Genomic DNA, 24,107 nt, shown 5'->3' with positions numbered 1-24,107 from the left:
GTGAGAAAAATTAAATTCCCCCAATTCTGAGTTTATGTCGAGATGTTTAGTCTTATCTAATACTTTGGGGTTAAATATATGGTGAGGAAAGGCGATCGCTTCTACATTGACTCTAACGGCGGAACCTCGAAGTCATTAAACGAGCAAACATTATAAGACGAAGCTGCTAGAGCCTTCACCAGCTTACCGTCGAGAGTCAGCAAAGTAGCACCTACCTGTTGAGAAAGCGCGATATAAGATCCATCGTAGGCGGAGATTCCATAATTTAATGCGATCGCAACTGCATCCGCCATCAAGTCAGCCGTGGAGACAACACGCAAAGGGAAGCTTTTGAGAGTTGCTAAATCTGCTGGCACATCAGCAACAGCATAAAGTCTAGCGCGGACATACTTCCAAATGATGTTGCCACACTCAATGTAAAACAGGTCTGGGACAAAGATCGCAGTTTGAGGATTGCCAAGATGAGCAAACAGTTGATTAACTTTCGGAGTTAGTGGATCATCTGGTACAAATTGCTTGATAGCAACACTTGCGTCTACAACACACCTGAGAGGGATAGTCATCTGTCTCGGTCTTCTCGGATTAAGGCAGTACTATCAGGCCATTCGACATCAGTCTGGCGACTCTCACGGCGAAGGCGGATTTCCTCTAGCAGTTTTGGGACATTTTTTCGTCTTTCGTCTTCTGTCTGCTGTGCTTCAGTTTTTAAAGCTTGTTCTAACAGAGTTATAACTTGGGCGTTAATTGAACGGTGTTCAGATGCCGCTAACTCTTGCAGCTTTGCATACAAATCATCGGGTAAATTTCTTACATAAAGGGTAGCCATCGCTTTACCTCAAAGTAGAATTTATCAAAATGATAGCACAATGCAAGCATAAGGGAGAGTGGACTTGTAGGTTTTGTAAGTACGTACAGCAATTTTGACATAAAACTTTATTTATTTTACTATTTTTAACCTAGTTATTACTTAGTTAAACTGAAAAAATTATCTTAAAATAATTCCGAGTTTTTACAAATGTAAAAAAATAAACAGTACAGCTACTATTTCTAAAGTAGAGGCGTACTGTCAATAGTAACAGTCTAATTTTAAATAATATTTACTTTCATAAAATAGAGGACAAATGAGCATAGAAGACTTTGTTTTTGATGTTGCTGAAGAAGCTGTATTCAATGACTTTACGGGGAAAAATAAAGCAGGGGCTATTGCAGGTGGTGTGGGAGCATTATTTACAATAGGTGCTTTGGGTTTGACTGGCCCAATTGCTATCCCTATAGCTATAGCCACAGGAGTTTTAGCTGGTGCAAAAGGTGAATCTTCAGTCAAAAAGACAGCAAAAAATATAGGTTCTGTAGTCGAAAATGTAGCTAATGAAGCAGGTTCTCTTGCTGGCTATGTATCTAAGGGAATAACAGGAGGAATTTCCGGTTTACTTGATGTATTTAAAAGTGATGATGAATTTTTCAAGCGAGGTGTTGAAAGACTTGAAAATAAACAGTACATGGAAGCTATTGAGGATTTTTCTAAAGTTATCGCAATGAATCCTAAATATGCTGAAGCTTATTTTTTAAGAGGTTGCATCTATTCTGACAGGCGAGATTATCAAAGAGCAATTGAAGATTATACTCAGACAATTAAAATTAATCCAGATCATCTTGTGGCTTACCGCAATAGGGGACACATTCTATCTGGACAAAAAAATTATAAACGAGCAATCTTAGATTACACACAGAGCATCAGAATTGAACATAGCAACGACGATATTTACTACAGGCGTGGTATGCTATATATTCAAGTCGCTGATTATACAAGAGCCTTAGCAGACTTTTGCCAAGCTATCAATATTAATCCTCAAAATATTGATGCTTACTTAAACAGAGGTTATATCCGTTCGGGATTTAAAGACTACAAAGGTGCAATAGAAGACTATACTCAAGTACTTGCACTAAGACCTAATGAATGCAATATTTACTTGCATCGTGGCAATGCTCGTTTAGAGATCAAGGACTATGAAGGTGCAATTCAAGACTTTAATCAAGTGATTAACATAAATCCAAATGATCTAATCACTATAATGAATCGAGCAAATGCTTACACACATATCAAAGAATATAATCACGCTATTTCAGATTATAGTCAAGTCATCAATAAAAACTCAAATACTGAAGCATACTTTAAAAGAGGATGTGTTCGTAGCCTAATACAAGATTTTAAAGGCGCTATAGCGGATTATAATCAAGTAATTAAATTAGATTCAGATTACGTTTTTGCCTATGTAAAACGGGGTTGTATTCGCAAAAAAAATGGACAAAAGAAAGAGGCAATAGCAGATTTCAAGCAAGCATCTGCTATTTTTTCTAAACAATCGATGGTGAGTGAAGTGCAAACTCTTCAACAAGAAATTCAAAATTTAGAAAAGGAAGTTAAAAATACTCCTTGGTGGCAAACACGGCTGTTTTAGTTAGATTGGAACTTGCATCAAGTAAAGTGAAACCCAACATTACTCAGCCGCATCCGCAGAACTCAATATAATTTGCTGCGAACCATGTATGACAGCCAGTACATCAACTTGCTCTGGTTTAATGTAATAAATAATTCTGTATGAACCTTCAATAACTTCTCGGATTTGCTCAGTTTCAAACTCTGATACAATTCGACCTGACAAAGGAAAATTAGCAATTTGTTCAGAACGCCTAGTAATCTGGTCAACTATTCTAGCCGCATACTGCGGAGAAGTTTGGGAAATATAAGCATAAATTGCTGAGAGATTTTCTACTGCTGTTGCTGTCCAGTAAACGTTCACTCTGGTAGTCCAAATTTTTTCCGTACTTCTTGTACAGAAATAACATTACTAGCTTTGCTATCCGCTAGTCCAGCTTCAATAGTTTGTCGAACATAAATTTGGTACATCAAATCATCCCATGTGGAATTTTCTGGCAATTTGTCAATCAATTTGCGGGCTTCTTCTTTAATATTTAGATTTTTCATTAGTAGTTAACCAAATACTGTTTATGCATCTATTTGGATATATTGTAGATGCAAAACAGATGTACTACTTGATAACAACATTCATTCAACGGAGAGGGGGAGATTCGAACTCCCGGAGGTTTTAGCCTCATCCGATTTCAAGTCGGACGCAATCGACCACTCTGCCACCTCTCCAGTAAATCTGTCAAACTTGTGCTTATCCTAGTTTTAGAGGCGATTCAGGCGCTTTTGTTGGTTAGCACTAAAGCTGACAGATAATACTATATCGTATCATCTACGCAGATTGCACTACTGCATGCGAATATCTAGGACACAATACGCGATCGCTCGTACAAAATTTCCCCTTTAGCCACCTGAAAGTCATTCCCCACCCAAAGTAGGGAAACTTGCGAAACCACACCCGCCTCTAGGGTGACAATGGAAAAATTACGCAACTTCTCGCCGTCATTTTCCACAATCCTGGGGACACTAGCCGCATTTAAGTAAATTGTCCCCTCTGGACTTCTAAAGATGGGCTTGCGCTGTACCTTCTTGGTATGGCGTAAATCTCGGTGCATGTGACCAAATGTCACCAGAGGAATGGTTTTACCAGCAGTCAAGGCTTGAGAAATCGCCTCGCCCAAATCTGGATCGCCAAAGTCGCCGCCAATTGGATGCCAGTCTTTGCCGCAGGGGTCTTCGGGGCGATCGCCTAACCCACTAGGCCCATTGTGACCCAAAAATATAATTGTCTCGTAAGCGGCGCTTTTAACTGCTTTGAAGATGCGATCGGCGGATTCTTCCAAACTCGTCACACCGTAACGTTCTTTACAGATTTCCGCGAATTTCCACTCTGGGCCACCCCAAGTAAAGGGACGACCCCCCACTACAGTTAAATTCCAAGCGGGAAAATCCAATTTACCGTAACCGACATGGGACGAACCTAATAAATCGAGTTGTTCCTGTACCCAGTCTTCCTTAGAGCGGTCATAAGGAGCCTTTTTGCGTCCCCATTCGGTGGCGGTGTACCAGGCATCGTGGTTGCCCATCACGGCTGCTTTCGGAATATCGAGAGATGCGATCGCTCTGACCACTTCCACCGACTCGTTGCCAAAATCCCCGACAAACAGCACTAAGTCAACACCCAAATGCTTGAGTGCAACGCCATCTTCCACTTCCCATTGGTCGTGAATATCTCCAACTACAGCAATTTTGAGGTTTATCGATTGAGTTTTCTGACTGGTCATGCCACTTTCCTTGCCGTCTATCTCCAGGATATGAAACTCAGCCCGATTTGGACACAACCCCAAAATATCAACCGTCCACTATTTTTGGTAAAAACTACTATAATTGAATCCACAGGACATACATTTGCAACATAAAGCACCCCTAAACTGTGTTTACTACTGCACTAGCTCAACGCGAAAACACCCAACTGGGTGAACTACCACTAGATTTGTTTGCCGCAATTCAGAGTCTCAAAAAAGAACTCAACGCTGTTATCCTGGCGCATTATTATCAAGAGCCAGATATTCAGGATATTGCAGACTTTATTGGGGATTCATTACAACTAGCAAAAGCCGCCGAAAAAACCAATGCGGATGCGATCGTCTTTGCTGGTGTTCACTTTATGGCAGAAACAGCAAAGATACTTAATCCCGATAAATTAGTACTTTTACCAGATTTGGATGCTGGTTGTTCTTTAGCCGACAGTTGTCCAGCAGACGAATTCGCAGCTTTTAAAGCAGCGCATCCGAATCATTTGGTGGTGTCTTACATCAACTGTTCTGCTGATATCAAGGCGATGAGCGATATTATTTGTACTAGTTCCAACGCTGTGAAAATTGTGCAGCAGATACCGAAGGAACAGCCGATCATTTTTGCTCCAGATCGGAATTTGGGGCGGTATGTCATGGAACAGACTGGACGAGATTTGCTGCTATGGCAAGGTAGCTGTATTGTCCATGAAACCTTTTCGGAAAAGAAAATTGTTCAGTTAAAAATTGCCCATCCCGAAGCAGAGGCGATCGCACATCCAGAATGTGAAAGTAGTGTATTGCGCCACGCCAGTTTTATTGGCTCCACAGCCGCCTTACTCAAGTATTGTCAAAGCAGCCCTACCAAAGAATTTATCGTTGCTACGGAGCCGGGAATCATTCACCAAATGCAAAAACTAGCTCCTGACAAACATTTTATTCCTGCACCGCCGATGAATAACTGTGCTTGTAACGAATGTCCGTTTATGCGGTTAAACACGCTAGAAAAGCTTTACTGGGCAATGAAAAATCGTACTCCCGAAATTACCATGTCAGAGGATATTCGCCTTGCTGCACTGCGACCAATGCAACGAATGCTGGATATGAGCGTGTAACCAGTATTTTTTATACCGATGGTAGAGATGCATTTTTGTTGCGATCTCTACCTGCAAGTTATTTTTTATAATCACTTGCAATTTATAAAACATGGTGCTAAGATTTTAAATCGTGAGACAAATCGGGTCGGTGTCCGAGTGGTTAATGGAGACGGACTGTAAATCCGTTGGCTAGCGCCTACGCTGGTTCAAATCCAGCCCGGCCCACCACTTACGAAGTTATAAGTTATAATGACTGGGTTAAGAGCAAAGCTCCCAGCATTGTAACTTACAACTAAAAACCAAAGTTATATTTTGCCCGTGTGGCTCAGTGGTAGAGCACACCCTTGGTAAGGGTGAGGTCACGAGTTCAATCCTCGTCACGGGCTTTTTAAATTGACAGAATAATCAACGTAAATTCAAGTGTTTCAGCCTTTTTAATAGATTTAGATGTTTAAAAGCTAAGTCTCTTCCTTGCATTCGTGGCTATTCTGACTATGATTTTGCTATCAGGAGAGAAATTTGGGTATCAGATTGTTTTTTGGCTATGATTTGGTATTTTTTGTAGGTAGGGTGCGTCAGTCAGCCAAAACCTTAACAAATCAGCACAATTATTGTTACGGAACCACGATACAAGTATGATAGTACCGCCTCTTACCTAGAGAACGTTTCGTTATGGGTTGTTAACTGTCCTTCTACTTTTCCATAAGCCTTCTTCACCCAATACCCTCTAGGCGGCTTTTCTACCCCATAAGCCTTACACCATTTTTCTACAGCCTTATCAGACACGCCAAAGTCTCTCCCAATTTGTGCGGTTGGCTTTTCCCAAACTAGTTTTCCTAGTTCTTCTTTTGATGGTCTTTCAACTTTTCTGGTATGAATCCTAGAGTCTGGGTTAACCTTTCTACTTGTTAAATCAACGCCAAACTCCTTGTAGGTTCGCTTAGAGGCTGCTTCAGTAAAGTCTGTAAAATCCTCCCACCAGTAAAACGGTGTAGCTGAATTAGGTATCTGGGTAGTTATGTAGCAACCATCAAAGTTAATTGATGGATAAACAACTTTATCTATGTCAGGAAGATAAACCGCATAAAAGTCAAAGTCATTTACTTTGTACTTCTTTTGATGAGTTCCATTTTTATCTACCCAAATAGTTTTATTGACTACCCTATTGTCTGCTGCGTATTTAGCTTGTATTTTATAAAATTTATCGTCTTTGTAGACAACAAAATCAAAAGGTAAATGTTCACAAACAAGTGGCGTGAGGACTAAATAACCTTTAAGGGTTAGATCAGCGATTGCTTTTGTAGCAGCAATATCGCCTTTGTTCTTAGTATGATGCAGCAAAACGAACCCTCGAATGTGCAAATGATTGTATCACTTCACGGTGCTTGAGGGTACATATTAAGTTAAAACGAGCGCGGCAGGGTTCGAACCTGCGACCGATTGCTTAGAAGGCAATTGCTCTATCCACTGAGCTACGCGCCCAAAACAAAATAATGGCTCCCGAAGGAGTCACCTGCAATATTATATCGTGTTCACCTACTAAGAAGCAATCAAAAATTGCAGATTTACCACTAGCAAGGCTAAGATGCTAGTCGCTAGTTAGTTAATCTACACCGAAAACGAAACAGATGGGGTATTGGTTTAGATATATTGAGTTGTCAATGAGTTATTTGCCTGTTAATGCCAACGCCCTCTGGGCGGCTACCTTCGGGAAAGAACTGGCGATCGCTAGGCTCATTTCCACAGTATGCTAGGTAATTTCAGCCTTGGCGATGCTGCCAAATGCCATTATATATTCCATATTAAGAGTGCCCCTGTGAGGAGTTATTTGCTAGTGCCATGTTTATTCTCAAACGGCAGGATGTTGAAATATCAAGCATTCAGCACCCAAAAAAGGATCAGCAAGTGCCGATCCTCAGTTATCAAGGGCAGACTTTTCGCTTGATTAGTGTTTTCAAAGCTAGTCAAGAAGAAGAAGCTAGAGCCTTATGGAGAGAATTAACGGATAACCGAGGTAAAGCCTGTGTTTTGCTGGAGGAACCGGAACGCTTTAGTGTTTGGGGTAAAATCCGTTTAGAGCAGCTAGGTAATGACACAGGTAGTCATGGTAAAACGGGAATTTTAATCCAAGCCAGTATTTTGCTGTTGCAAGGTGTTTCTATCGACATTGAAGAGTTTTTGGGTACTAGGCAAGCTGCATTATTTGAAAAAGATATTGTAGAGGTATTCAAGCAGAAACAATTTCCCCAAACATCTTCCTTAGAAGCAGTTAAATATTTGGTATCTACTAATCCGTTACCGACAGCCAAAATACCTGATTGGCAAGAAAATCATGTAGTTATATTGTTACAAGAACTACATAGATTAGGAAAATCCTATTTTGGCAACGCTAATTTTACCAAACAAGTGATTTATAAGCTAGAAGATATGCCAGAAGCCGAGCGATCGCTATTTCTGGTTTGGTTAAATCAATCGTCACTGGGTAAACTATGGCAGTAGTATGGAAATTCTTTAACAAAGTTCCTGCCACTGGCACTTGCTTTTGGTGTCTGATTGTGCATTTTTTAGCAGACACACCACATATACAGTCCTTTAACTCAAAATACTGCCAGAGTGCATCTACATAGTCAAGTTTTATGAATAACTCTTACGAGAATTCGTTCCTTTCTAAATCCATTTTCACTACTCAGAACATTGTCTTAGCTAATATTGGCTGGGCCGTACTGGCACTGCTATACTTTTTGTTGTTTAGTGCCAAAGTTCCCGGAGCAGATGGCATAGAAAGCCGGGCCGAATGGTATGTGATTGGCACAAATATTTTTGAAGCTTTAGCTTATTTGGGTGCCAGTATCTTATGCTTGAGGAACTGGCTGAGTCCACAAATCGTCAGTGGGCGAAATGTTTGGCTCTTAATTGGCTTAGGCATGCTTTCCTATTTCGTTGGGGGGATAATTTTCGGATATACGGAAATAATTTTAAAAGATGAACCGGATGTGTCTGTAGGCGATATATTTTTTGTACTTAGTTATCTATTACTTGGCGCAGGCATGATTTTAGCTGTGGCTTCCAGGCGAATTAATCTGGAAAAATGGCAGTGGCTAATTGTGTTAGCAATTGCAATGTTTGGTAGTTTGTTAGCATGGTGGATTTCTATGCAACAGGGAACACCCTCAGAACTGCTAGTCGCTATTTTGAATTGGTTTTACGTAGTTAGCGATGTGGTTTTGTTAATTATTGCTACCACTCTGCTGCTAGCCTTTTGGGGGGGAAGAGTTTCCCAGTCTTGGCGAATGATTGCAGCAGCGGCCTTTTCGCTTTACATTGCAGATATGTGGTTTAAATACGCCCAAGGCCCCAATTATCAAAGTGGGGAAATATTAGAAGTATTTTGGGTGTTTAGTGGAGTGTTATTTGGCATGGGCGCTGTCTTAGAATATGACGCATCACTAAGACGAACGCGGCGTACCAGCGGACGAAAACGAGCTTAGTAAAGATTTTTGGTATCTACCGTGAGAAAACTAACAGACTCTGACAAGCAAGAAATTCTTAAGTTATATCGAGAGACTGCCGAAACAACCTCAACTTTGGCAGACCGCTATGGTGTGAGCAACTCGACAATTAGTCGCCTGCTCAAAAGCACTTTGCCAGAAGATGAGTATGAATACTTAGTCTCCTTAAAGCGGGCTGCGAGAACTCCTGAGGGTAGGGCGCAGGTAAGCTACGAGCAGTTACCTCTGCTGACTCAACCGGAACCGGAGCCGGAGATAGAAGTTCCACCCATCGACAGCCACCCCTTGGAAGTGCCAAAAGTGGAACCACTACCACGCCGGGTAATTCATGTAGAGGAGCAACTTCACTCAGAGGAAACGGCGGAGTCACTAGCTGCTAGTAGACGGGTGCGGCGACGCCCCTCGGCGACGGAAAAACCCAAGCTCCGAGTTACAGAGAAATTAGAAACTCCAGAGCAAAAGCCGCCGGAAATAGTCAGCATCCCCATCCCACCGCTAAAGAATGAGCATCCAGGAGCGGCCGTCATCGCGCAGATGCTGGGCGAAGATTTGCTAGACGAATCAGAGGATTTGGATGATTTAGAAGATGATGATTTAGAAGATGATGACTTTGAGGAAGAAGACTATGACGACGATGACCTGGATGACCAAAGACCGTTAGTCACAAAACGAAGACCAGGTGAAGCATCAGTTCAAGTTTTACCTCTGTCGATAGCCAATTTGCCAAAAACTTGTTATTTGGTAATTGACCGTTCTTCGGAATTAATTACCCGACCTCTCAAGGACTTTGGTGACTTAGGGCAAATTCCTAACCTGGAAACCCAGCAAAGAACTCTGCCGGTGTTCGATAACCATCGGGTGGCAAAGCGCTTTTCTACTAAACGCGATCGCGTGATTAAAGTTCCTGATAGTAAAATGCTCCATAAGGCTAGGACTCATTTGCAAGCTAAGGGCATCACGCGACTGCTGATTGATGGTCAGGTTTATTCCTTGTCCACGACGGTTTAGAAGTTATGGAAACACCTGCTGGCTATGGTGTGGTATTGGTAACGGCTGGCAATATGCAGGAGGCAGAAGCAATTGCTAATGCCCTTGTGGAAGCTAAACTCGCAGCTTGTGTCAGTCTGTTACCAATTCATTCAATTTATACCTGGCAAGGGGAACTGCATAAAGAGCAAGAATGGCAATTAGTGATTAAAACTGATTTGGCGCAATTTCCGGCAATGGAGGGCAAAATTAAGGAATTGCACTCCTATGAAATGCCAGAAATTATTGCTTTACCAATTGTTGCCGGTTCTCAAGCCTACTTGCAGTGGATTTCTCAACAAGTTAAAAATAAAGAGTGAAGATTTAGGATTTTCATAACTCCTCACTCTTTACTTTTAACTAATAACTCTAAGCGTAAACAGCCCTTGCAAAACGCTCTGCCAAGTAGATAATGTCTTGTCTACGAGCAATTTGGTTCATCCATTGTTTGGGAATATTTTCCACGCCGTAATAAATTCCTGCTAACCCACCAGTGACGGCGGCAGTAGTATCGGTATCTCCACCTAAGTTAACAGCTTTCAGCACCGCCTCAGAATAGGACGAGCTATTTAGTAAACACCACAGGGATGATTCTAAGGTATCAATCACATAGCCACCAGAATTAATCTCTTCCACTGGTAGCTTCGCAATCTCACCACTGAAAATTCTGCCAAAATGGGGCTTTTCTAACAAAAATTCTCGGACAGAATAAATTGTTTGGATATCTTGCAGTGCTTGTAAATAAGCTGTTTGCAGGTCAGCCCCTTCCAAGAGCGCCACTGCAATACTAATATAAATGCCACAGGCCATCTGCGATCGCGCATGAGCATGAGTAATTGCCGAAACATCATGCACCCGCGCTAGCAGTTCGCTTAAAGTTAAGTTTCTGTGACAATAAGCCATCGGCAAAATTCTCATTAAAGAACCGTTACCATTACTATTTTCAACCTTTCCACCCGCCTGATGGGGAACAACTCCCTGTTTCAGGCGCATAATTGCTGTGTGGGTAGTTTGACCAATATCAAAGACATCGCCACGGGGAGTCCAGTAAGCCTCCTTGTACCAGCGCCAGAAGGAATTAGCTATAGCATCCAACGAATACCCCCTACAAAGGCATTCTGCCAAGCAAAAGCTTAAGGAACTATCATCTGACCAAGTTCCTGGTGGTTGATTCCATGTGCCATAACCCTGCATCGTTGTCACTGGAGATTTTTCTCGTTCAGCACGGCTAGTAAACTCCACCGGCACACCCAATGCATCACCGACACATAAACCCATCAAACCAGATAACGTTTTTGCAGCGGTTAGCATTATTCAATCTCCACAATAATTGCTCAAAATTAACTTTATATATTCCTTCTATAGCTTGTTGCAACGAATGCTACAGCCTAATTTTTCATCCTATGTGAAAAGCTCCGCAAAAATGTTAATTGGGTATTTTATTCACCATATCCCGGCTTAGTTTTAGTTCCTAATATTGTGCCAGTTTTAAAAGCGTCTATTCTTGGAACAAAGAACCCGGATTAAAAGACGTTGAATCTAATTATAACAGCTAATTTATTATTCTCAGGGATAGTTAGCTGTAAACTTTATGCATCAACGGCAACATTCATTTAATAAAATCTGGGAAACATTTGGAACATTCTTATACGATTTTCGACCTTAATTATATAAGTAAAAAATACAAATTTTGGACACAATTATGAAACGCCTACTCAAATCTTTAGTGACAATTTCTGCATTGTCTTCCTTAATAGTTGCTCCTTTTCTTCTATCAGCAAGTCAAGCTTCTGCTGAAACCAAAAAAGGTACTGATGCTAGCTATATTGGTGCTGGTGTTGCAGGTGGCGTTACTAGTGGCGGACAAGGTATCAACGATGATGCCACATTTGGTGGTAATGTCACAGGTCGCGTGAAATTAGGAACTACCCCGTTTTCTGCACGCGGTAATGTCCTTTGGAGTGATAAGACAAGTGCTATTATTCCAGAAGTTTCTGTGGATGTGCCTATCGCTAATAGAACTAATGCCTATTTAACTGGTGGTTATTCTTTTGTAGAGAAAGATGGCTCACCAACTCCCATAGGTAACAAAGATTCAGTTGTGTTAGGTGCTGGTATTGAATCGGAAGTTGCTAACAATTTCCTCGTCTACACTAACGCCAAAGTAGGACTTGGTGCTTACCAAAATAGCGATACTCCTGCTGTTAGTATCAATGGTGGTTTAGGCTATCGCTTCAAATAAATGATTATTGAGTCCTCAGTCAGTCTATACTTTACTTAAGTACTCAGGACTCAGCACTTAAAACTCACTACTTCAAAAAGCTGGTTTTGTTAAGTGTTACATCACTGACAAAGCCTGCTTTTGCCGTGCTAAAATTAAACTATTCCTCATTATTCCGGCCGGATTACCGGGGATCAAGTAGCCGAAGGGTGCTGATTCGGGGTCTACTAATGCTTTATTGAGAATAATATACAAGTCTAATGGTTAAATCTGCTCCTTCCCCCATCGCAACCCGTAAGCCTTCTAAACTAGAAGGAATCAAGGAAAATAGCAATTTTTTGCGTGAACCTGTAGCAACTGAGATCCTTCAAGACACTACCCATTTTACTGAAAATGCGGTGCAACTCTTGAAGTATCACGGTTCTTACCAACAGGATAACCGCGACAACCGCACCAAGGGACAGGAAAAAGATTACCAGTTTATGCTGCGGACAAAAAATCCTGGTGGTTTAGTACCACAGCAGCTGTATCTAGCTTTAGATAAAATAGCTGATGAGTATGGCAACCACACCTTACGAGTAACTACCCGTCAAGGTTTCCAACTGCACGGAATTTTAAAGAAAAATCTTAAATCAGCGATCGCTACAATTGTCAAAAATTTGGGTTCGACTTTGGGAGCTTGTGGTGACATCAACCGCAACGTGATGGCACCACCAGCCCCCTTTAAGAATCGCCCAGAGTATCAGTATGCTTGGGAGTATGCCCAGAATATTGCTGACTTGCTGACAGCGCAGACAGGCGCTTATTACGAAATTTGGCTAGATGGAGAAAAGGCAATTAGTGCTGAAGAAGCCCCAGAGGTAAAGGCAGCCCGACAGCGCAATGGAAATGGCACAATTATCCATGACAACGAAGAACCGATTTATGGCACGTACTATATGCCCCGCAAGTTCAAAATTTGCGTGACGGTGCCAGGGGATAATTCGATTGATTTGTATTCTCAAGACCTAACGTTGGTAGTGATTACCAATAAAAAGAAGCAATTAGAAGGATTTAATATTTTTGCTGGTGGTGGTTTAGGTAGAACCCACGGTAAAGAAGAAACTTTTGCTAGGTTAGCAGACCCCATCGGTTATGTGGCGAAGGATGACGTTTACGACATAGTGAAAGCGATTGTTGCTACCCAGAGAGATTATGGCGATCGCACTGACCGTCGTCATGCCAGATTAAAATATCTAATCAACGATTGGGGTGTAGATAAATTCCGCACCCAAGTTGAAGAATATTTTGGTAAACCACTCGAAGCTTTCAAACCACTGCCAGAGTTTAAATATTATGACTTCCTCGGCTGGAATGAACAAGGTGATGGCAAGCTATTCTTAGGAATTTCCATTGACAATGGTCGAATCAAAGATGAAGGTTCGTTTCAACTGAAAACCGCTTTGCGGGAAATTGTCGAGCAGTTTAACTTGCCCATCCGTCTAACAGCCAACCACAACCTGATTTTTTACGATATCGAACCAGATAGCAAGGAAGCGATTCAAGACATTCTCAGCCGTCACGGTGTCGGAGACGACCCGAAAAAAATCGAACCTTTAGTGCGGTATGCAATGGCTTGTCCGGCTTTGCCCACTTGCGGCTTGGCAATCACGGAATCAGAACGAGCAATACCGGGTATTTTAGAGCGGGTTCGCGCTCTATTAGATAAAGTCGGTTTACAAAAGGAGCATTTTGTGGTGAGGATGACAGGATGCCCCAACGGTTGCGCTCGTCCCTACTTGGCAGAATTGGGCTTTGTCGGTAGCGCTCCAGAATCTTACCAATTATGGTTAGGGGGTTCGCCAAATCAGACTCGACTGGCGCAACCTTACATAGATAAGCTGCATCACAATGACTTAGAAATCTTCTTAGAGCCGATTTTTGTTTACTTTAAGAAATCTCGGAAATCGAAAGAAAAATTTGGTGATTTTTGCGATCGCGTTGGTTTTGATGCCATCCGCGAGTTTGCTGCCAGCTACGATCCCCAAACAGCCAATGGTGCAAACAAATCACGCCACCGGGTAAATTTGAAAGAAGAGGTTTATGGCAAATTGAAAGAAGTAGCAGAAAGCCAAGGGAAGCCGATGACTCAGTTGGTGACTGAAGCTCTAGAAGCTTACTTTCAGAATCTTTCGTAAGCCGAAAAGTTTAAGATAACTACAGATAGACACAGATGGATTTATCTGTGTCTATTTTGTGTAAGTCCTAATACAGTTAGGTAACACATCCACACGAAAACTGAACTATGGTAACAATAGCAAAATTCGCAGAAACTAGGGATGTGGTGCAAAACATCAGCGGCAAACATTCAAAGCTATGCTGGCAGATATGGGATGTGAGCGAAATAAAAGGCTAGCTTATGACAACGGAATAGTAGAAATTATGACTCCGTTAATGCCGTATGAGAACTCAAACCGTCTAATTGAAGGTTTTGTTCTCTACAGCAAGACAATAATTTATTAAGAAAAATGTCTCAACTGCAAAGAATTGCGATCGCACCCTCCCAACTCCAGCAAGGGCAAATTTTACTTACAAAAGAACAACAGCATTATTTAGGGCGGGTGTTGCGCTTGCGTGAAGGCGATCGCTTTATTGCAATGGATGGTAAAGGAAAATGGTGGTTATCACAGCTAGCAGGGGAACAAGCACAGGTTTTAGAAGCGCTTTTAGTAGAAACTGAATTACCTGTATCAATTACGCTGATGATAGCTTTACCCAAAGGTAATGGATTTGATGAAGTGGTGCGGTGTTGTACAGAGTTGGGAGTAACTTGTATTGCACCAGTGTTGAGCGATCGCACTTTACTTCATCCTAGTCCTCAAAAGCTCGAACGCTGGCGGCGCATCGCTGCGGAAGCCGCTGAACAATCAGAGCGCTCTTTTGTACCAACAATTTTAGAGCCTGTCACTTTTAATATGGGTTTGTCATTAGTCACTAGTCATACCTTGCGGGAAGGCGAAGCGCCTATGTCATTTGTAAACAGTCAACAATATATCTGTGAAGCACGTGGTGAGTTTCCCCATTTAAAAGATTGCTTACAGTACAAAGGACAAAGGACAAATGACATAGGACAAGAAACGATTGTCATTGTTACTGGGCCAGAGGGAGGATGGACAACACAAGAAATCGAGAATGCGATCGCATTTGGATTTCAACCTGTTTCCCTTGGTCGCCGTATCCTGAGAGCAGTTACAGCCCCAGTAGTAGCATTATCCTTAATTACCGCAAGTTGTGAAGTATAAATGATTTATAGCTCACGCAAAACATATTTTGCATGAGACATCACTCCAGCGTGTATTTAAAGTAAGTGATGATTGAGCAAGTTGCGATCGCCTTTGAGCATAAAGATTATCAAACAGCTGCTAAATTACTGAAACAGCTGCTAACAGAATCGCCAGAACATCCTTGGGTACAATATTATCTTGGTCGGTTGCATGAAGTATCTGAAAAGCGTCAGGATGCGGAAAAAGTTTATCGGCAACTGCTGCGAGATACGAGGAATACTAGAATAGTGACGCTCGCACGGCAAGGTTTGCGACGGCTACAAGAAATTGAACTAGAAGAAAGACAAAGAGCTATTTCCCAAGCTACAGCCGAAGGGAATAACACCGAACTTGGCGTACTAGTTTTAGAGCCACTTAGTAACGAACTAAAAACAGAAGCGTCTCGAAAATTTGCCCAGATCATGCAGCTAGACCCTTACACTGCACGGCTGTTACTACCAAGTCGTGGCTGGAGGTTGTACCGCACTGGCCAAGTAGGAGAACTACAATTTTACGGGAAACAGTTACAGCAGGCTGGCATTCCTTGCTTTTGGGCAACAATAGCTCAAATTCAGCAGATTCAAGTTTATCAAGTTAAACATTTTCAAGAATCTACCTTACAAGCTACTGTTGTTTGCCGTAATGAGAAAAATCAACTCGGTTCTCTCACCTTTGACTGGTCAGAAGTCACAGCAAGAGTAGTGGGACTGTTGCCGATTTTTGAGGAAGTGGTAGATATTGACGTGCGCGGTAAACTAGAAAGGAAAACTCAAACACAAGACTATGCACAGTTTTGTGATTTACACCTACCTGCTAGACGTTGCATTCTCCGATTTGATGATAACTGCTATGAATTTCAGCAAGGTTTAAAAATCATTCCCCAAGCTAGCCAAAATACAATCAGAATTAATTGGAATAGTTTATCGAGTTGGATTGACCAGCAATTACCTAAAGTAAAAATTTGGTCAGATTTCACATCGTTTGCAGATACAATATTAGATCAAACAGAAATGCTGGGTCATATCAAATCTTACATTTATCTATTTCGCAGGGAACAGACTAATTGGGACTCAGCTTTTCATTTATATAGTGGATTAGTGTTTGTTAAAGATGCCGATTAGTTAGACAAGAAATTATCTAATCCAAACCTAAAAAATGCAGTTGTAGTAGAGAAAATTAAGCGATCGCTCCTAATTTGGAGAGTTCCTCCATCTACAACTGGTAAACTTGTCTTAATACTGCGTATTCACATTTAACTCATCAGTAGTATAGAGACGCGAAATTTCGCGTCTCTGTGATTTAACCAGGGGTTTTAACCTGACGTGCCATATCTAAATAAGCGCTCATATTCGCCCCTGGACGGCGACGACCATTAGAGCTAGTCGCTGAAGGAGCGAGATATTTAGGCGCAAAGGTAGTTTCCTTTGGCTCCTCTTTGAGGACTTTGGCTGCTGCGGCTTTTGCCTTTTTGCCAGGTTCAACTTTAAGACCCTCAGCAGTCTGCACTAACGTAACATCGGCTGGTTTAGGATTTTTAGCTGGTTTTTCTTTAGTTTTAGCTGCGGCGGTTTTTGTTCCGTTCAATGAAGCTGGCTTGGATGCTTCTGCTGCTTCTGGTGCAGCTGTTCCCGTTACTTTTTTAGCATTCGATGAAACTGTCTCTGCTACCTTCTTTGCGTTCGATGCTACCTCTTTAGCAGCATCCTTAGCAGCATCTTTGGCTTCATCCAATTCCAAGAAATAGCCGTTGCTTTTCTTCCCTCGTAACAGTCCGGTAACAAAACTCAAAATACCCGAAATTAAGTTTTTGATAAAATCCATTACAATTACTCCTGCCTTTTACCTTTTATATTTGAAAATCAACCGTAATTGTTAAAAATTACGACAAAATGTTACATTTTTTGCTTTGTGCCACCCCATCAAGGTGACAACCGTTATAGGTTTGTGCTTAATCAACATTCTAGTAAAACCACAGGGCAAATGTTTTTTTGCAAGCACTTGCGACCTGCATACACGAGAACTAATTATTAAATTTTACTGTAACTAAGAGCAAGATTCTGAAAGCGAGCTTAACAAAAATTAACATTTCTTTGTTTGAAATTATTGATTAGAGAAAAGCAAGTGGTTTACTTTCAACCAGTGGAAGGAGTGTCATAGCCTGTTGGTTAATAGTGATAGTTATAAGTTAAATTTTATACGAACTAGCTTTGAGAGCAGTTCAGTTTTGCAAAAATCTCTTTTAAAGAATCTGAAAAGCAACAACTTCAGTTTGTAGAGCAGTAGTACCTACGAAATTGAAATACACCTTTTAATTCAGCTAGATTTTGTAAATGAACATTGAAAATCAACAACGCAATCCCGTTTTGTTAATCCACGGTATTGACGACACAGAGGCAGTTTTCCATAAAATGGCGGCTCAGTTAAGACTACAGGGTTGGTCTGTACATTCCCTAAATCTCGTGCCTAATAATGGCGATGTGGGTCTTGATGAGTTGGCAAAGCAAGTAGCAGATTATGTTACAGCTACCTTTGCGCCAGAACAACACCTGGATTTAGTAGGCTTCAGTATGGGAGGAATTGTGAGCCGTTACTATGTCCAGCGACTGGGAGGAATTAACCGCGTGCAGAGGTTTATCACAATCTCTTCACCCCATAATGGAACTGTGGTTGCTTATGGTTCCCGGCGTCCTGGTTGTTTACAAATGCGCCCCGACAGCATTTTTCTCAAAGATTTAAATTCTGATGCTGTAGTATTGGGGCAGCTAAATTTTACATCTATCTGGACACCTTATGATTTGATGATTGTCCCAGCAAATAGTTCACAAATGTCTGTAGGCAGCGAAGTCATAGTACCAGTTGCTCTACACCCTTGGATGCTAACAGACCCCAGGAGTTTAGCAGTAGTAACAGCAGCTTTAGCAGAGCGTATTAAGCTACCTTTCCTTAAAAAAGTATCCAGTTAGTAGCTAGGGTGCTTATTACGCTTGTCTTGTATTTTTTATTTTGAATTTTTTAAGTCCTATCCCCAATTTGTGTATGTTCGTAACTCCCAAAAATTGCCTCTGGGTAACGATAATATTTGAACTCCATGAGGTTATAAAAGGGATCTTCTAAAAAGAAAGTGCGATGCTCAAGAGGAGAGCCAACAAAACGGTTTTTGGTTTCCTCACGAAAAAATAGCTGCTGTTGTTGCGCCCTTTCTAGTAAGTCTTGCCAGTCACGTTCTTGGGTAAAAATTAGCCCGAAGTGTCTAGGATATATAGTATGTTGCGGTGTCAAAGGTTCTTTGGTGACGTGAGCCACTAGTTGATGACCATAGAGATTAAGAATCAAGGCGTGATGGTTTTCACGCCCAGGAATGCAGCCCAAGCCATCTACGTAATATGCTTTTGTTTTGGCAATGTCAGTTACAGGGAAAGCAAGATGGAATAAAGTTTGGCTCATAGCTTGTGTGGAAAAGACTAGTAGTTGGATTATCTACAGTTTATGCATTTATGCTGTTAAGTCTTAATTGTGGTCAACTTGAACACAGTTTTAATTGGCATTAACTTATATCCTTTATCTTTATGACATATTGCAATGTATATCTCAGACATAGTTTGTAATTTTATACTCAGCTTTCAAGGCGATGCCTACGAAATTTAGTTAATAATACAAACATATTACTTTAGTTTTGGAGGTGTCAGAAATTAAGTACTAATACAAGACGGTCTAAATAAAGCAACCATTTTAAATTCCTAAAAAGCTTATTCCATAATAGTTTTGAGTTTTGACTTTTTACACCTCGGCTTCTCTGCGGTATGCTACGCGACCACTCGGTGTAACCCTGAGTTTCGACTGCGTTCAACTGCCGCGTAGTCGAAGGGTTACTTTATGACTTCCGCCTTGCGTTACTAGGGGTAACAAATTAGTTATTCTGTTGATATTCAGACAAAATTACTTATTAATTGCTGATGTCATCTTTAATTAATTCTGTTAATCCTTGGTTGGTGGCGGTAGGATTAAACACAATTCTATTGGGTTTAGCTTGGATTGCTCCGAAAAAACTGCTTACCCCTGCTGGCTCATTCCATGCATGGTTTCTGGCCATCTTAATTTGGGTAACTCTAGGCTGGCAAGGATATGCAGTTGTCATGTTCTATTTTTTAGTTGGTTCTGGCGTGACTCGTATCGGTATGGCGCAGAAGGAGGCTGAAGGAATAGCCGAAAAGCGCTCTGGGGCAAGAGGCCCAGAAAATGTTTGGGGTTCGGCTTTGACTGGGGCGTTGTGTGCTTTGGGAGTAGGGATCATAAATTCGGGATTTGTTGTACCTAGTCCCCAATCTCTAGTCCCCAATCCCCAGTCTCTATTATTGTTAGGCTACGTAGCGAGTTTCAGTACCAAGTTGGCTGACACCACTGCTAGTGAAGTCGGTAAAGCCTATGGTAAAAGCACCTTTCTAATTACCACCCTCCAACCAGTGCCTCGCGGTACAGAAGGAGCGATAAGCTTGGAGGGGACTTTAGCAGGTATTGTGGCTTCTGTAGCGATCGCATTTGTTGGTTGGGCAGTTGGTTTAATTGATCTATTGGGAGTAGCTTGGTGTGTAATGGCAGCATTTATTGCCACTAACTTAGAGAGTGTGATTGGGGCAACATTACAATCTAAGTATAATTGGCTGACCAATGAAGTAGTAAATATTTTTAATACATTAATCGGTGCGATCGCAGCAGTGCTACTTGCCTGGGCATGGATAAGTCTAATTAAGTAGACCGGTGAGAATAAACAATTACTCGTTAAGGTTCCGCATGGGAAGGGTTTTCCATGTCAGTTGCTACAACTTTGGTCACATGAACAACGCAGTGGCTTGACTTTTAGCAACTGGCAAGAAACAATTCTTAATATGTTTTGCTTTATTTTCGCCTACATACCTAATTATTTATCTGAATCTATAAAGATTTGGTTACACAACTTATTTTGCCTTATAACTGATATTTTCAATCCTGTTCTGTCTCCAGTAGACCGTAAAAGTAATTATGGAAAATTATTTTATTTACTAGGTATATAATTTTTTGACCATTTAGATGTAATTAGTTCATAAAATCTTTATCATATTTATTCATCAATGACCAGATGATTTTTATATGATTTAATTTAAAAGTCTATAAGTGTTTAACCATTTTCACATAGTTAGTTCATGGAATCTTTATCATTTTTAACAATCAATGACAAAATAATTTCTATTGAGGAAGCAGTAAAGTACTTGCAAGCCTCTGGGAAATTGGGGCAGTTCATTGGAGATATTCTCCGCCAGTATGTAATTGAGGAAGAAATCCGAACCCGAGACGATGTTGAGATTGGTACAGCAATAACTGAACAGGCAATTATTGACTTTAGGCTGAAAAACCAACTGACTGACCCTCAAAGTTTCCAAGAATGGTTAAAAGCCAACAATACAGATTACGCTACCTTTCACACATCAGTGGCTTTTGGTTACAAGTTAGAAAAGCTAAAAGCTGTAGTGACCCAAGGAAAACTCCAAGAATATTTTATTGAACGCAAAATTTTTTTGGATCGGGTAGTACTTTCTCGGATCGTTGTTGATAATCGAGAATTGGCAGACGAACTACAAACCCAGATTGAAGAAGGAGGTAGTTTTGAGCAACTAGCTAAAGAGTATTCACTTTCAGATGACCGAATTGTGAACGGCATGATGGGAATAGTCAGCCGAGGAAGTATGCCGGATATATTGCGGGCAGCTATTGATGTGGCTAGTCCTGGACAATTGGTAGGCCCAATAGAAATCGTTGGCAAAGACTCTCCCCCAGGAGAAGGACCTTATGGTTTGTTTCGAGTAGAACAATTTCTGCCAGCGTCTTTAGAAGATACTCAACTAAACCAAGCACTACAAAATGAGTTGTTTGAGAAATGGCTAGCAGAGAAAATTCAAAAACTGACAGTCAAATTACAAGTGAGTTAAATATTCTGGATAATGAATCTTTACGATTAAAAGTGCTAGCTTCTTTACCTTGGAATCAGCCACCACTATGCTGGTTGACTCCCGAACAACAATCCCTTTTGGAAAAGGAGTGCCAAACTCGTCAGTATCGTCTTGGAGAGAAAATCTGGTCAAACGATGTCGGCGGTTACCAATTCTTAATTGTGGCTGGAAAAGTTCGCTTAAGAGAAGAAGGGGTTGGTAAACCAATAGCCGCCTTAGATGTGGGCGATTGGTTTGGTGATTTGCAAAAGCTGTCTGCGGATTTTAAAGCTGTAGCTGCTAGTAAAGAAGTAGTAGTAGTGTGTTGGCATACAGCACTGTGGGCAGAACTTTCTAATCCACAAATTCAGGAGTTCTGGCAAGTGTTACCGGTGAACACGGAGGGAGAAAGAGATACATTTTCCTTCTCTTCCACACCTTCACTAGCGTCAGCCTCAGAGAGAACTTCTAGCCCCCATAGCCTCCAACCCCAAAGAGGACTCCCATCTGCCAATCTGATCATCTCAAATTATCCCTTTGTTGCCAGCTGGAACACTGCTGCTGCTTGTTTAACAATGGTGGCGCAACAGTTAGAAAATTCTGTGCAATTGGAATGGGTGCAGCGCCAACTCAGAGGACAACGCCCAAAACAGGTTGTGGAAGCAGGAGAAAAGTTAGGGTTAGTGTTGCGGCGCTTACAAGTGAGTTGGGGTGAGTTGCGACAGTTGTCATTTCCAGCTTTACTGTTGTGGAATTCTGACTCACCTCAGAGTCCATCTTGGGTAGTAGCCTATGGAGTTAAAGGCGATCGCCTCATTATCGCTAACCCTCTAAATCCCGAACGGACTTGTGAAAGCTTACCGCAGTCGATAGTTGAAGCGTCTTGGGATGGACGATTGTGGCAAGTAGAACTCATATCCCAGCAAGAAAAATTTAACCTCAGTTGGTTCACTCCAGCAGTTTGGAAGTATAAGGGATTGTTAACAGAAGTATTGTTAGCATCTTTTACCTTGCAGCTTTTGGGGTTAACAACACCACTAATTACGCAAGTCGTCATTGATAAAGTGATGGTGCAGGAGAGTTTGCCGACTCTTGATGTAATGGCGATCGCACTTTTGTGCGTAGCTATATTTGAGTCCATACTTGGCATTCTCCGCCTATTCATCTTTACCCATACAGCTCGTCGTCTCGATTTGAGTTTATCAGCACAGCTATTTCGCCACCTGATGCGTCTGCCATTAGCTTATTTTGAGTCGCGGCGCGTCGGAGACACAGTAGCACGAGTCCAGGAACTCGAACAAATACGTCAGTTTCTCACAGGTACAGCATTAACTGTGATTCTGGATAGCATCTTTGCAGTGGTATACCTAGCATTGATGTTTTATTATAATATCCCACTCACCTTTGTTGCCTTAGCAGTACTGCCGCTATTTGCGACTTTAACGATAGTTGCAACACCAATTCTGCGTAACTGGCTCAACGAAACCTTTAACCGGAGTGCCGATAGTCAATCGTTTCTAGTAGAGACAATCACCGGAATTCACTCCGTTAAAGCCCATGCAGCAGAACCAGTAACCCGCGCTCGCTGGGAAGGCTTATTTGCTCGCTTCATCCGCACAGGTTTTAAAGCATCTACTACCTCCAATATCAGCAGCAATATTGGTGACTTTCTCACCAATTTTTCCACCATGCTGATTCTCTGGTTTGGAGCCAAGTTAGTCATCGAACAAAAGCTTACAGTTGGACAGCTTGTTGCCTTTCAAATGCTTTCTGGCAGAGTCACAGGCCCGCTTTTGCGCCTAGTACAGTTGTGGCAAAATCTCCAACAAGTGCTACTTTCTGTAGATCGCATTGGTGATATTCTCAACGTCTCCCCAGAAGCTGAACTTGGGACTGGTTTAGTTCTACCACCTCTGAAAGGACAAGTCACCTTCGAGCAAGTATTTTTCCGCTACCGGCCAAACTTTGAAGCAATTCTGCGGGGAATCTCTTTCACTGCTGAACCAGGGCAATTTGTTGGCATTGTCGGACGCAGTGGTTCTGGTAAAAGTACCCTGTCTAAGCTATTACAACGCCTCTATCAAATTGAATCAGGACGCATCCTTATTGATGGTTTTGATATTAAAAGTGCTGATTTAGCATCATTACGGCAACAAATTAGTGTAGTTCTCCAAGAAGACTTTTTATTTAACGGTTCTATTTTGGAAAATATCACTCTCGGTAGTCCCGACATTACCGCAGAGCAAGTAGTAGAGGCAGCAAGACTAGCAGTAGCACATGACTTCATCAGTCAATTACCCTACGGTTACGAAACCAATGTTGGTGAACGCGGTACTGCTTTATCTGGCGGACAGAGACAACGTATTGCCCTAGCAAGGCTATTTCTTTCCCAAGCGCCAATTTTAGTTTTGGACGAAGCTACCAGCGCTTTGGATAGTGAAACTGAACAACAAGTACTGCAAAACCTGCAAAAAATTTCTGCTAATCGTACCGTATTCTTAATTGCTCACCGATTTGCTCCCCTCAAACGTGCTGATTTGATTTTGGTGTTGGAGCAAGGTGTGATTGCTGAACGTGGTACTCACTCACAATTGTTGCAACAAAAGGGTTTGTATTGGTCACTATATCAACGGCAGCAAGCAAACATTTAGTAGATTTAACTAGCTCAAAGCTTGTGGAAAAAATAAACGTTTGCAAAGCGGCTTAATGATAGCCTTTGGCGAATGGAGTTATGCTCCATTCGCCATTTTTATTTTGATAATTCTGAGTAG

General features: G+C 41.6%; 24 protein-coding genes, 4 tRNA genes and 1 pseudogene. 18 read left to right on the top strand and 11 right to left on the bottom strand.

The window, feature by feature from the left end; translation table 11 throughout:
- Nucleotides 1-101: 101 nt before the first annotated feature.
- Entirely contained in the window at nucleotides 102-563 is a 462-nt protein-coding gene (locus H6G96_RS17135; protein WP_190912566.1) for a type II toxin-antitoxin system VapC family toxin, read from the bottom strand.
- Nucleotides 560-826 carry an Arc family DNA-binding protein gene (locus H6G96_RS17130; RefSeq protein ID WP_190912565.1) on the bottom strand — a complete coding sequence of 89 codons (267 nt, stop codon included), beginning with the start codon at nucleotides 824-826 and terminating at the stop codon, nucleotides 560-562. The genes H6G96_RS17135 and H6G96_RS17130 overlap by 4 nt, the downstream gene beginning before the upstream one ends.
- A gap of 295 nt (nucleotides 827-1,121) precedes the next feature.
- On the opposite strand from H6G96_RS17130, the gene H6G96_RS17125 reads away from it, so the two are divergent.
- Nucleotides 1,122-2,459 carry a tetratricopeptide repeat protein gene (locus tag H6G96_RS17125; protein WP_190912564.1) on the top strand — a complete coding sequence of 446 codons (1,338 nt, stop codon included), beginning with the start codon at nucleotides 1,122-1,124 and terminating at the stop codon, nucleotides 2,457-2,459.
- A gap of 39 nt (nucleotides 2,460-2,498) precedes the next feature.
- Here H6G96_RS17125 and H6G96_RS17120 read toward each other — a convergent pair whose 3' ends face one another.
- From H6G96_RS17120 to H6G96_RS17105, 4 genes are all read right to left on the bottom strand, one after another.
- Nucleotides 2,499-2,801 (bottom strand): type II toxin-antitoxin system RelE/ParE family toxin, encoded by a 303-nt coding sequence (locus H6G96_RS17120; RefSeq protein WP_190912563.1) that lies wholly within the window; start codon nucleotides 2,799-2,801, stop codon nucleotides 2,499-2,501.
- The gene (locus tag H6G96_RS17115; protein ID WP_190912562.1) at nucleotides 2,798-2,986 is read right to left on the bottom strand and encodes a hypothetical protein; all 189 of its coding nucleotides are present in this window, start codon (nucleotides 2,984-2,986) and stop codon (nucleotides 2,798-2,800) included. The genes H6G96_RS17120 and H6G96_RS17115 overlap by 4 nt, the downstream gene beginning before the upstream one ends.
- A gap of 89 nt (nucleotides 2,987-3,075) precedes the next feature.
- Nucleotides 3,076-3,160: transfer RNA gene (locus H6G96_RS17110), tRNA-Ser, on the bottom strand.
- Nucleotides 3,161-3,291: 131 nt separating this feature from the next.
- Nucleotides 3,292-4,212 (bottom strand): TIGR04168 family protein, encoded by a 921-nt coding sequence (locus H6G96_RS17105; protein ID WP_190912561.1) that lies wholly within the window; start codon nucleotides 4,210-4,212, stop codon nucleotides 3,292-3,294.
- Here H6G96_RS17105 and H6G96_RS17100 point away from each other — a divergent pair.
- The 4 genes from H6G96_RS17100 (at nucleotide 4,192) to H6G96_RS17085 (ending at nucleotide 5,704) form a co-directional block, all read left to right on the top strand.
- Nucleotides 4,192-4,347, top strand: coding sequence for a hypothetical protein (locus H6G96_RS17100; protein WP_163937771.1), 156 nt, complete (start codon nucleotides 4,192-4,194; stop codon nucleotides 4,345-4,347). The two genes, H6G96_RS17105 and H6G96_RS17100, sit on opposite strands and share 21 nt — an antisense overlap.
- A 14-nt stretch (nucleotides 4,348-4,361) precedes the next feature.
- Complete coding sequence (gene nadA, locus H6G96_RS17095) at nucleotides 4,362-5,336, top strand: quinolinate synthase NadA (RefSeq protein ID WP_190912560.1); 975 nt, start codon at nucleotides 4,362-4,364, stop codon at nucleotides 5,334-5,336.
- A 124-nt stretch (nucleotides 5,337-5,460) separates the two neighbouring features.
- Nucleotides 5,461-5,546, top strand: a tRNA-Tyr gene (locus H6G96_RS17090).
- A gap of 86 nt (nucleotides 5,547-5,632) precedes the next feature.
- Nucleotides 5,633-5,704 (top strand) — tRNA-Thr (locus H6G96_RS17085).
- 265 nt (nucleotides 5,705-5,969) lie between these two features.
- Here the strand turns inward: H6G96_RS17085 and H6G96_RS17080 are convergent.
- Both H6G96_RS17080 and H6G96_RS17075 read right to left on the bottom strand, forming a co-directional pair.
- Nucleotides 5,970-6,659 carry a group I intron-associated PD-(D/E)XK endonuclease gene (locus tag H6G96_RS17080; protein WP_190912559.1) on the bottom strand — a complete coding sequence of 230 codons (690 nt, stop codon included), beginning with the start codon at nucleotides 6,657-6,659 and terminating at the stop codon, nucleotides 5,970-5,972.
- A 68-nt stretch (nucleotides 6,660-6,727) separates the two neighbouring features.
- A tRNA-Arg gene (locus tag H6G96_RS17075) sits at nucleotides 6,728-6,800 on the bottom strand.
- Nucleotides 6,801-7,157: 357 nt separating this feature from the next.
- Here H6G96_RS17075 and H6G96_RS17070 point away from each other — a divergent pair.
- The 4 genes from H6G96_RS17070 to cutA all read left to right on the top strand — a co-directional run bounded on the left by H6G96_RS17070 (nucleotide 7,158) and on the right by cutA (nucleotide 10,173).
- Nucleotides 7,158-7,817, top strand: a complete 660-nt coding sequence (locus tag H6G96_RS17070) for an Npun_F0813 family protein (RefSeq protein ID WP_190912558.1) — start codon at nucleotides 7,158-7,160, stop codon at nucleotides 7,815-7,817.
- A 137-nt stretch (nucleotides 7,818-7,954) separates the two neighbouring features.
- A complete protein-coding gene (locus tag H6G96_RS17065; protein ID WP_190912557.1) occupies nucleotides 7,955-8,806 on the top strand; it encodes a hypothetical protein in 852 nt (283 codons plus the stop codon).
- 21 nt (nucleotides 8,807-8,827) lie between these two features.
- On the top strand, nucleotides 8,828-9,835 hold the full coding sequence (locus H6G96_RS17060; protein ID WP_190912556.1) for a transposase: 1,008 nt from the start codon (nucleotides 8,828-8,830) through the stop codon (nucleotides 9,833-9,835).
- A 5-nt stretch (nucleotides 9,836-9,840) separates the two neighbouring features.
- Entirely contained in the window at nucleotides 9,841-10,173 is a 333-nt protein-coding gene (gene cutA / locus H6G96_RS17055; RefSeq protein ID WP_190912555.1) for a divalent-cation tolerance protein CutA, read from the top strand.
- Between the two features lie 49 nt (nucleotides 10,174-10,222).
- On the opposite strand, the gene H6G96_RS17050 is transcribed toward cutA, so the two are convergent.
- On the bottom strand, nucleotides 10,223-11,164 hold the full coding sequence (locus H6G96_RS17050) for an ADP-ribosylglycohydrolase family protein (protein WP_190912554.1): 942 nt from the start codon (nucleotides 11,162-11,164) through the stop codon (nucleotides 10,223-10,225).
- Between the two features lie 391 nt (nucleotides 11,165-11,555).
- On the opposite strand from H6G96_RS17050, the gene H6G96_RS17045 reads away from it, so the two are divergent.
- The 5 genes and pseudogenes from H6G96_RS17045 to H6G96_RS17030 all read left to right on the top strand — a co-directional run bounded on the left by H6G96_RS17045 (nucleotide 11,556) and on the right by H6G96_RS17030 (nucleotide 16,497).
- Nucleotides 11,556-12,095, top strand: coding sequence for an outer membrane beta-barrel protein (locus H6G96_RS17045; RefSeq protein ID WP_190912553.1), 540 nt, complete (start codon nucleotides 11,556-11,558; stop codon nucleotides 12,093-12,095).
- A gap of 239 nt (nucleotides 12,096-12,334) precedes the next feature.
- Nucleotides 12,335-14,251 (top strand): sulfite reductase, ferredoxin dependent, encoded by a 1,917-nt coding sequence (gene sir / locus H6G96_RS17040; protein WP_190912552.1) that lies wholly within the window; start codon nucleotides 12,335-12,337, stop codon nucleotides 14,249-14,251.
- A 107-nt stretch (nucleotides 14,252-14,358) separates the two neighbouring features.
- Nucleotides 14,359-14,552, top strand: a pseudogene (locus H6G96_RS41405) (Uma2 family endonuclease); the annotation flags it as partial.
- Nucleotides 14,553-14,581: 29 nt separating this feature from the next.
- Nucleotides 14,582-15,355 carry a 16S rRNA (uracil(1498)-N(3))-methyltransferase gene (locus tag H6G96_RS17035; protein WP_190912551.1) on the top strand — a complete coding sequence of 258 codons (774 nt, stop codon included), beginning with the start codon at nucleotides 14,582-14,584 and terminating at the stop codon, nucleotides 15,353-15,355.
- 68 nt (nucleotides 15,356-15,423) lie between these two features.
- Nucleotides 15,424-16,497: a tetratricopeptide repeat protein gene (locus H6G96_RS17030; protein WP_190912550.1), complete on the top strand. Its 1,074-nt coding sequence runs from the start codon at nucleotides 15,424-15,426 to the stop codon at nucleotides 16,495-16,497.
- Nucleotides 16,498-16,675: 178 nt separating this feature from the next.
- Here the strand turns inward: H6G96_RS17030 and H6G96_RS17025 are convergent, their stop codons facing one another.
- Entirely contained in the window at nucleotides 16,676-17,197 is a 522-nt protein-coding gene (locus H6G96_RS17025; protein WP_190912549.1) for a hypothetical protein, read from the bottom strand.
- 509 nt (nucleotides 17,198-17,706) lie between these two features.
- Between H6G96_RS17025 and H6G96_RS17020 the strand changes: the two genes are divergently transcribed.
- Nucleotides 17,707-18,339: a triacylglycerol lipase gene (locus tag H6G96_RS17020; RefSeq protein WP_190912548.1), complete on the top strand. Its 633-nt coding sequence runs from the start codon at nucleotides 17,707-17,709 to the stop codon at nucleotides 18,337-18,339.
- 49 nt (nucleotides 18,340-18,388) lie between these two features.
- Here the strand turns inward: H6G96_RS17020 and H6G96_RS17015 are convergent, their stop codons facing one another.
- Nucleotides 18,389-18,820: a VOC family protein gene (locus tag H6G96_RS17015; RefSeq protein WP_190912547.1), complete on the bottom strand. Its 432-nt coding sequence runs from the start codon at nucleotides 18,818-18,820 to the stop codon at nucleotides 18,389-18,391.
- Between the two features lie 509 nt (nucleotides 18,821-19,329).
- On the opposite strand from H6G96_RS17015, the gene H6G96_RS17010 reads away from it, so the two are divergent.
- The 3 genes from H6G96_RS17010 to H6G96_RS17000 all read left to right on the top strand — a co-directional run bounded on the left by H6G96_RS17010 (nucleotide 19,330) and on the right by H6G96_RS17000 (nucleotide 23,987).
- Entirely contained in the window at nucleotides 19,330-20,127 is a 798-nt protein-coding gene (locus H6G96_RS17010; RefSeq protein ID WP_190912546.1) for a TIGR00297 family protein, read from the top strand.
- A 426-nt stretch (nucleotides 20,128-20,553) separates the two neighbouring features.
- Entirely contained in the window at nucleotides 20,554-21,336 is a 783-nt protein-coding gene (locus tag H6G96_RS17005) for a peptidylprolyl isomerase (RefSeq protein WP_190912545.1), read from the top strand.
- A complete protein-coding gene (locus tag H6G96_RS17000; protein ID WP_190912544.1) occupies nucleotides 21,285-23,987 on the top strand; it encodes a type I secretion system permease/ATPase in 2,703 nt (900 codons plus the stop codon). Before H6G96_RS17005 ends, H6G96_RS17000 begins: the two co-directional genes overlap by 52 nt.
- The last annotated feature ends 120 nt before the right edge of the window (nucleotides 23,988-24,107 follow it).

This window comes from Nostoc sp. FACHB-892 (genome assembly GCF_014698795.1).
Taxonomy (GTDB): Bacteria; Cyanobacteriota; Cyanobacteriia; order Cyanobacteriales; family Nostocaceae; genus Nostoc.
This window is presented reverse-complemented; position numbering and strand designations above follow the sequence as displayed.

Bases quoted from the DNA above. Each gene is read 5' to 3' on its own strand.
- sir (WP_190912552.1), top strand. From the start codon at position 12,335: ATGGTTAAATCTGCTCCTTCCCCCATCGCAACCCGTAAGCCTTCTAAA.
- H6G96_RS17010 (WP_190912546.1), top strand. From the start codon at position 19,330: ATGTCATCTTTAATTAATTCTGTTAATCCTTGGTTGGTGGCGGTAGGA.
- H6G96_RS17045 (WP_190912553.1), top strand. From the start codon at position 11,556: ATGAAACGCCTACTCAAATCTTTAGTGACAATTTCTGCATTGTCTTCC.
- H6G96_RS17065 (WP_190912557.1), top strand. From the start codon at position 7,955: ATGAATAACTCTTACGAGAATTCGTTCCTTTCTAAATCCATTTTCACT.
- H6G96_RS17030 (WP_190912550.1), top strand. From the start codon at position 15,424: ATGATTGAGCAAGTTGCGATCGCCTTTGAGCATAAAGATTATCAAACA.
- H6G96_RS17115 (WP_190912562.1), bottom strand. From the start codon at position 2,986: ATGAAAAATCTAAATATTAAAGAAGAAGCCCGCAAATTGATTGACAAA.
- H6G96_RS17000 (WP_190912544.1), top strand. From the start codon at position 21,285: ATGGCTAGCAGAGAAAATTCAAAAACTGACAGTCAAATTACAAGTGAG.
- H6G96_RS17015 (WP_190912547.1), bottom strand. From the start codon at position 18,820: ATGAGCCAAACTTTATTCCATCTTGCTTTCCCTGTAACTGACATTGCC.
- H6G96_RS17105 (WP_190912561.1), bottom strand. From the start codon at position 4,212: ATGACCAGTCAGAAAACTCAATCGATAAACCTCAAAATTGCTGTAGTT.
- H6G96_RS17050 (WP_190912554.1), bottom strand. From the start codon at position 11,164: ATGCTAACCGCTGCAAAAACGTTATCTGGTTTGATGGGTTTATGTGTC.
- H6G96_RS17135 (WP_190912566.1), bottom strand. From the start codon at position 563: ATGACTATCCCTCTCAGGTGTGTTGTAGACGCAAGTGTTGCTATCAAG.
- H6G96_RS17035 (WP_190912551.1), top strand. From the start codon at position 14,582: ATGTCTCAACTGCAAAGAATTGCGATCGCACCCTCCCAACTCCAGCAA.
- H6G96_RS17025 (WP_190912549.1), bottom strand. From the start codon at position 17,197: ATGGATTTTATCAAAAACTTAATTTCGGGTATTTTGAGTTTTGTTACC.
- H6G96_RS17130 (WP_190912565.1), bottom strand. From the start codon at position 826: ATGGCTACCCTTTATGTAAGAAATTTACCCGATGATTTGTATGCAAAG.
- H6G96_RS17005 (WP_190912545.1), top strand. From the start codon at position 20,554: ATGGAATCTTTATCATTTTTAACAATCAATGACAAAATAATTTCTATT.
- H6G96_RS17125 (WP_190912564.1), top strand. From the start codon at position 1,122: ATGAGCATAGAAGACTTTGTTTTTGATGTTGCTGAAGAAGCTGTATTC.
- cutA (WP_190912555.1), top strand. From the start codon at position 9,841: ATGGAAACACCTGCTGGCTATGGTGTGGTATTGGTAACGGCTGGCAAT.
- H6G96_RS17020 (WP_190912548.1), top strand. From the start codon at position 17,707: ATGAACATTGAAAATCAACAACGCAATCCCGTTTTGTTAATCCACGGT.
- H6G96_RS17070 (WP_190912558.1), top strand. From the start codon at position 7,158: ATGTTTATTCTCAAACGGCAGGATGTTGAAATATCAAGCATTCAGCAC.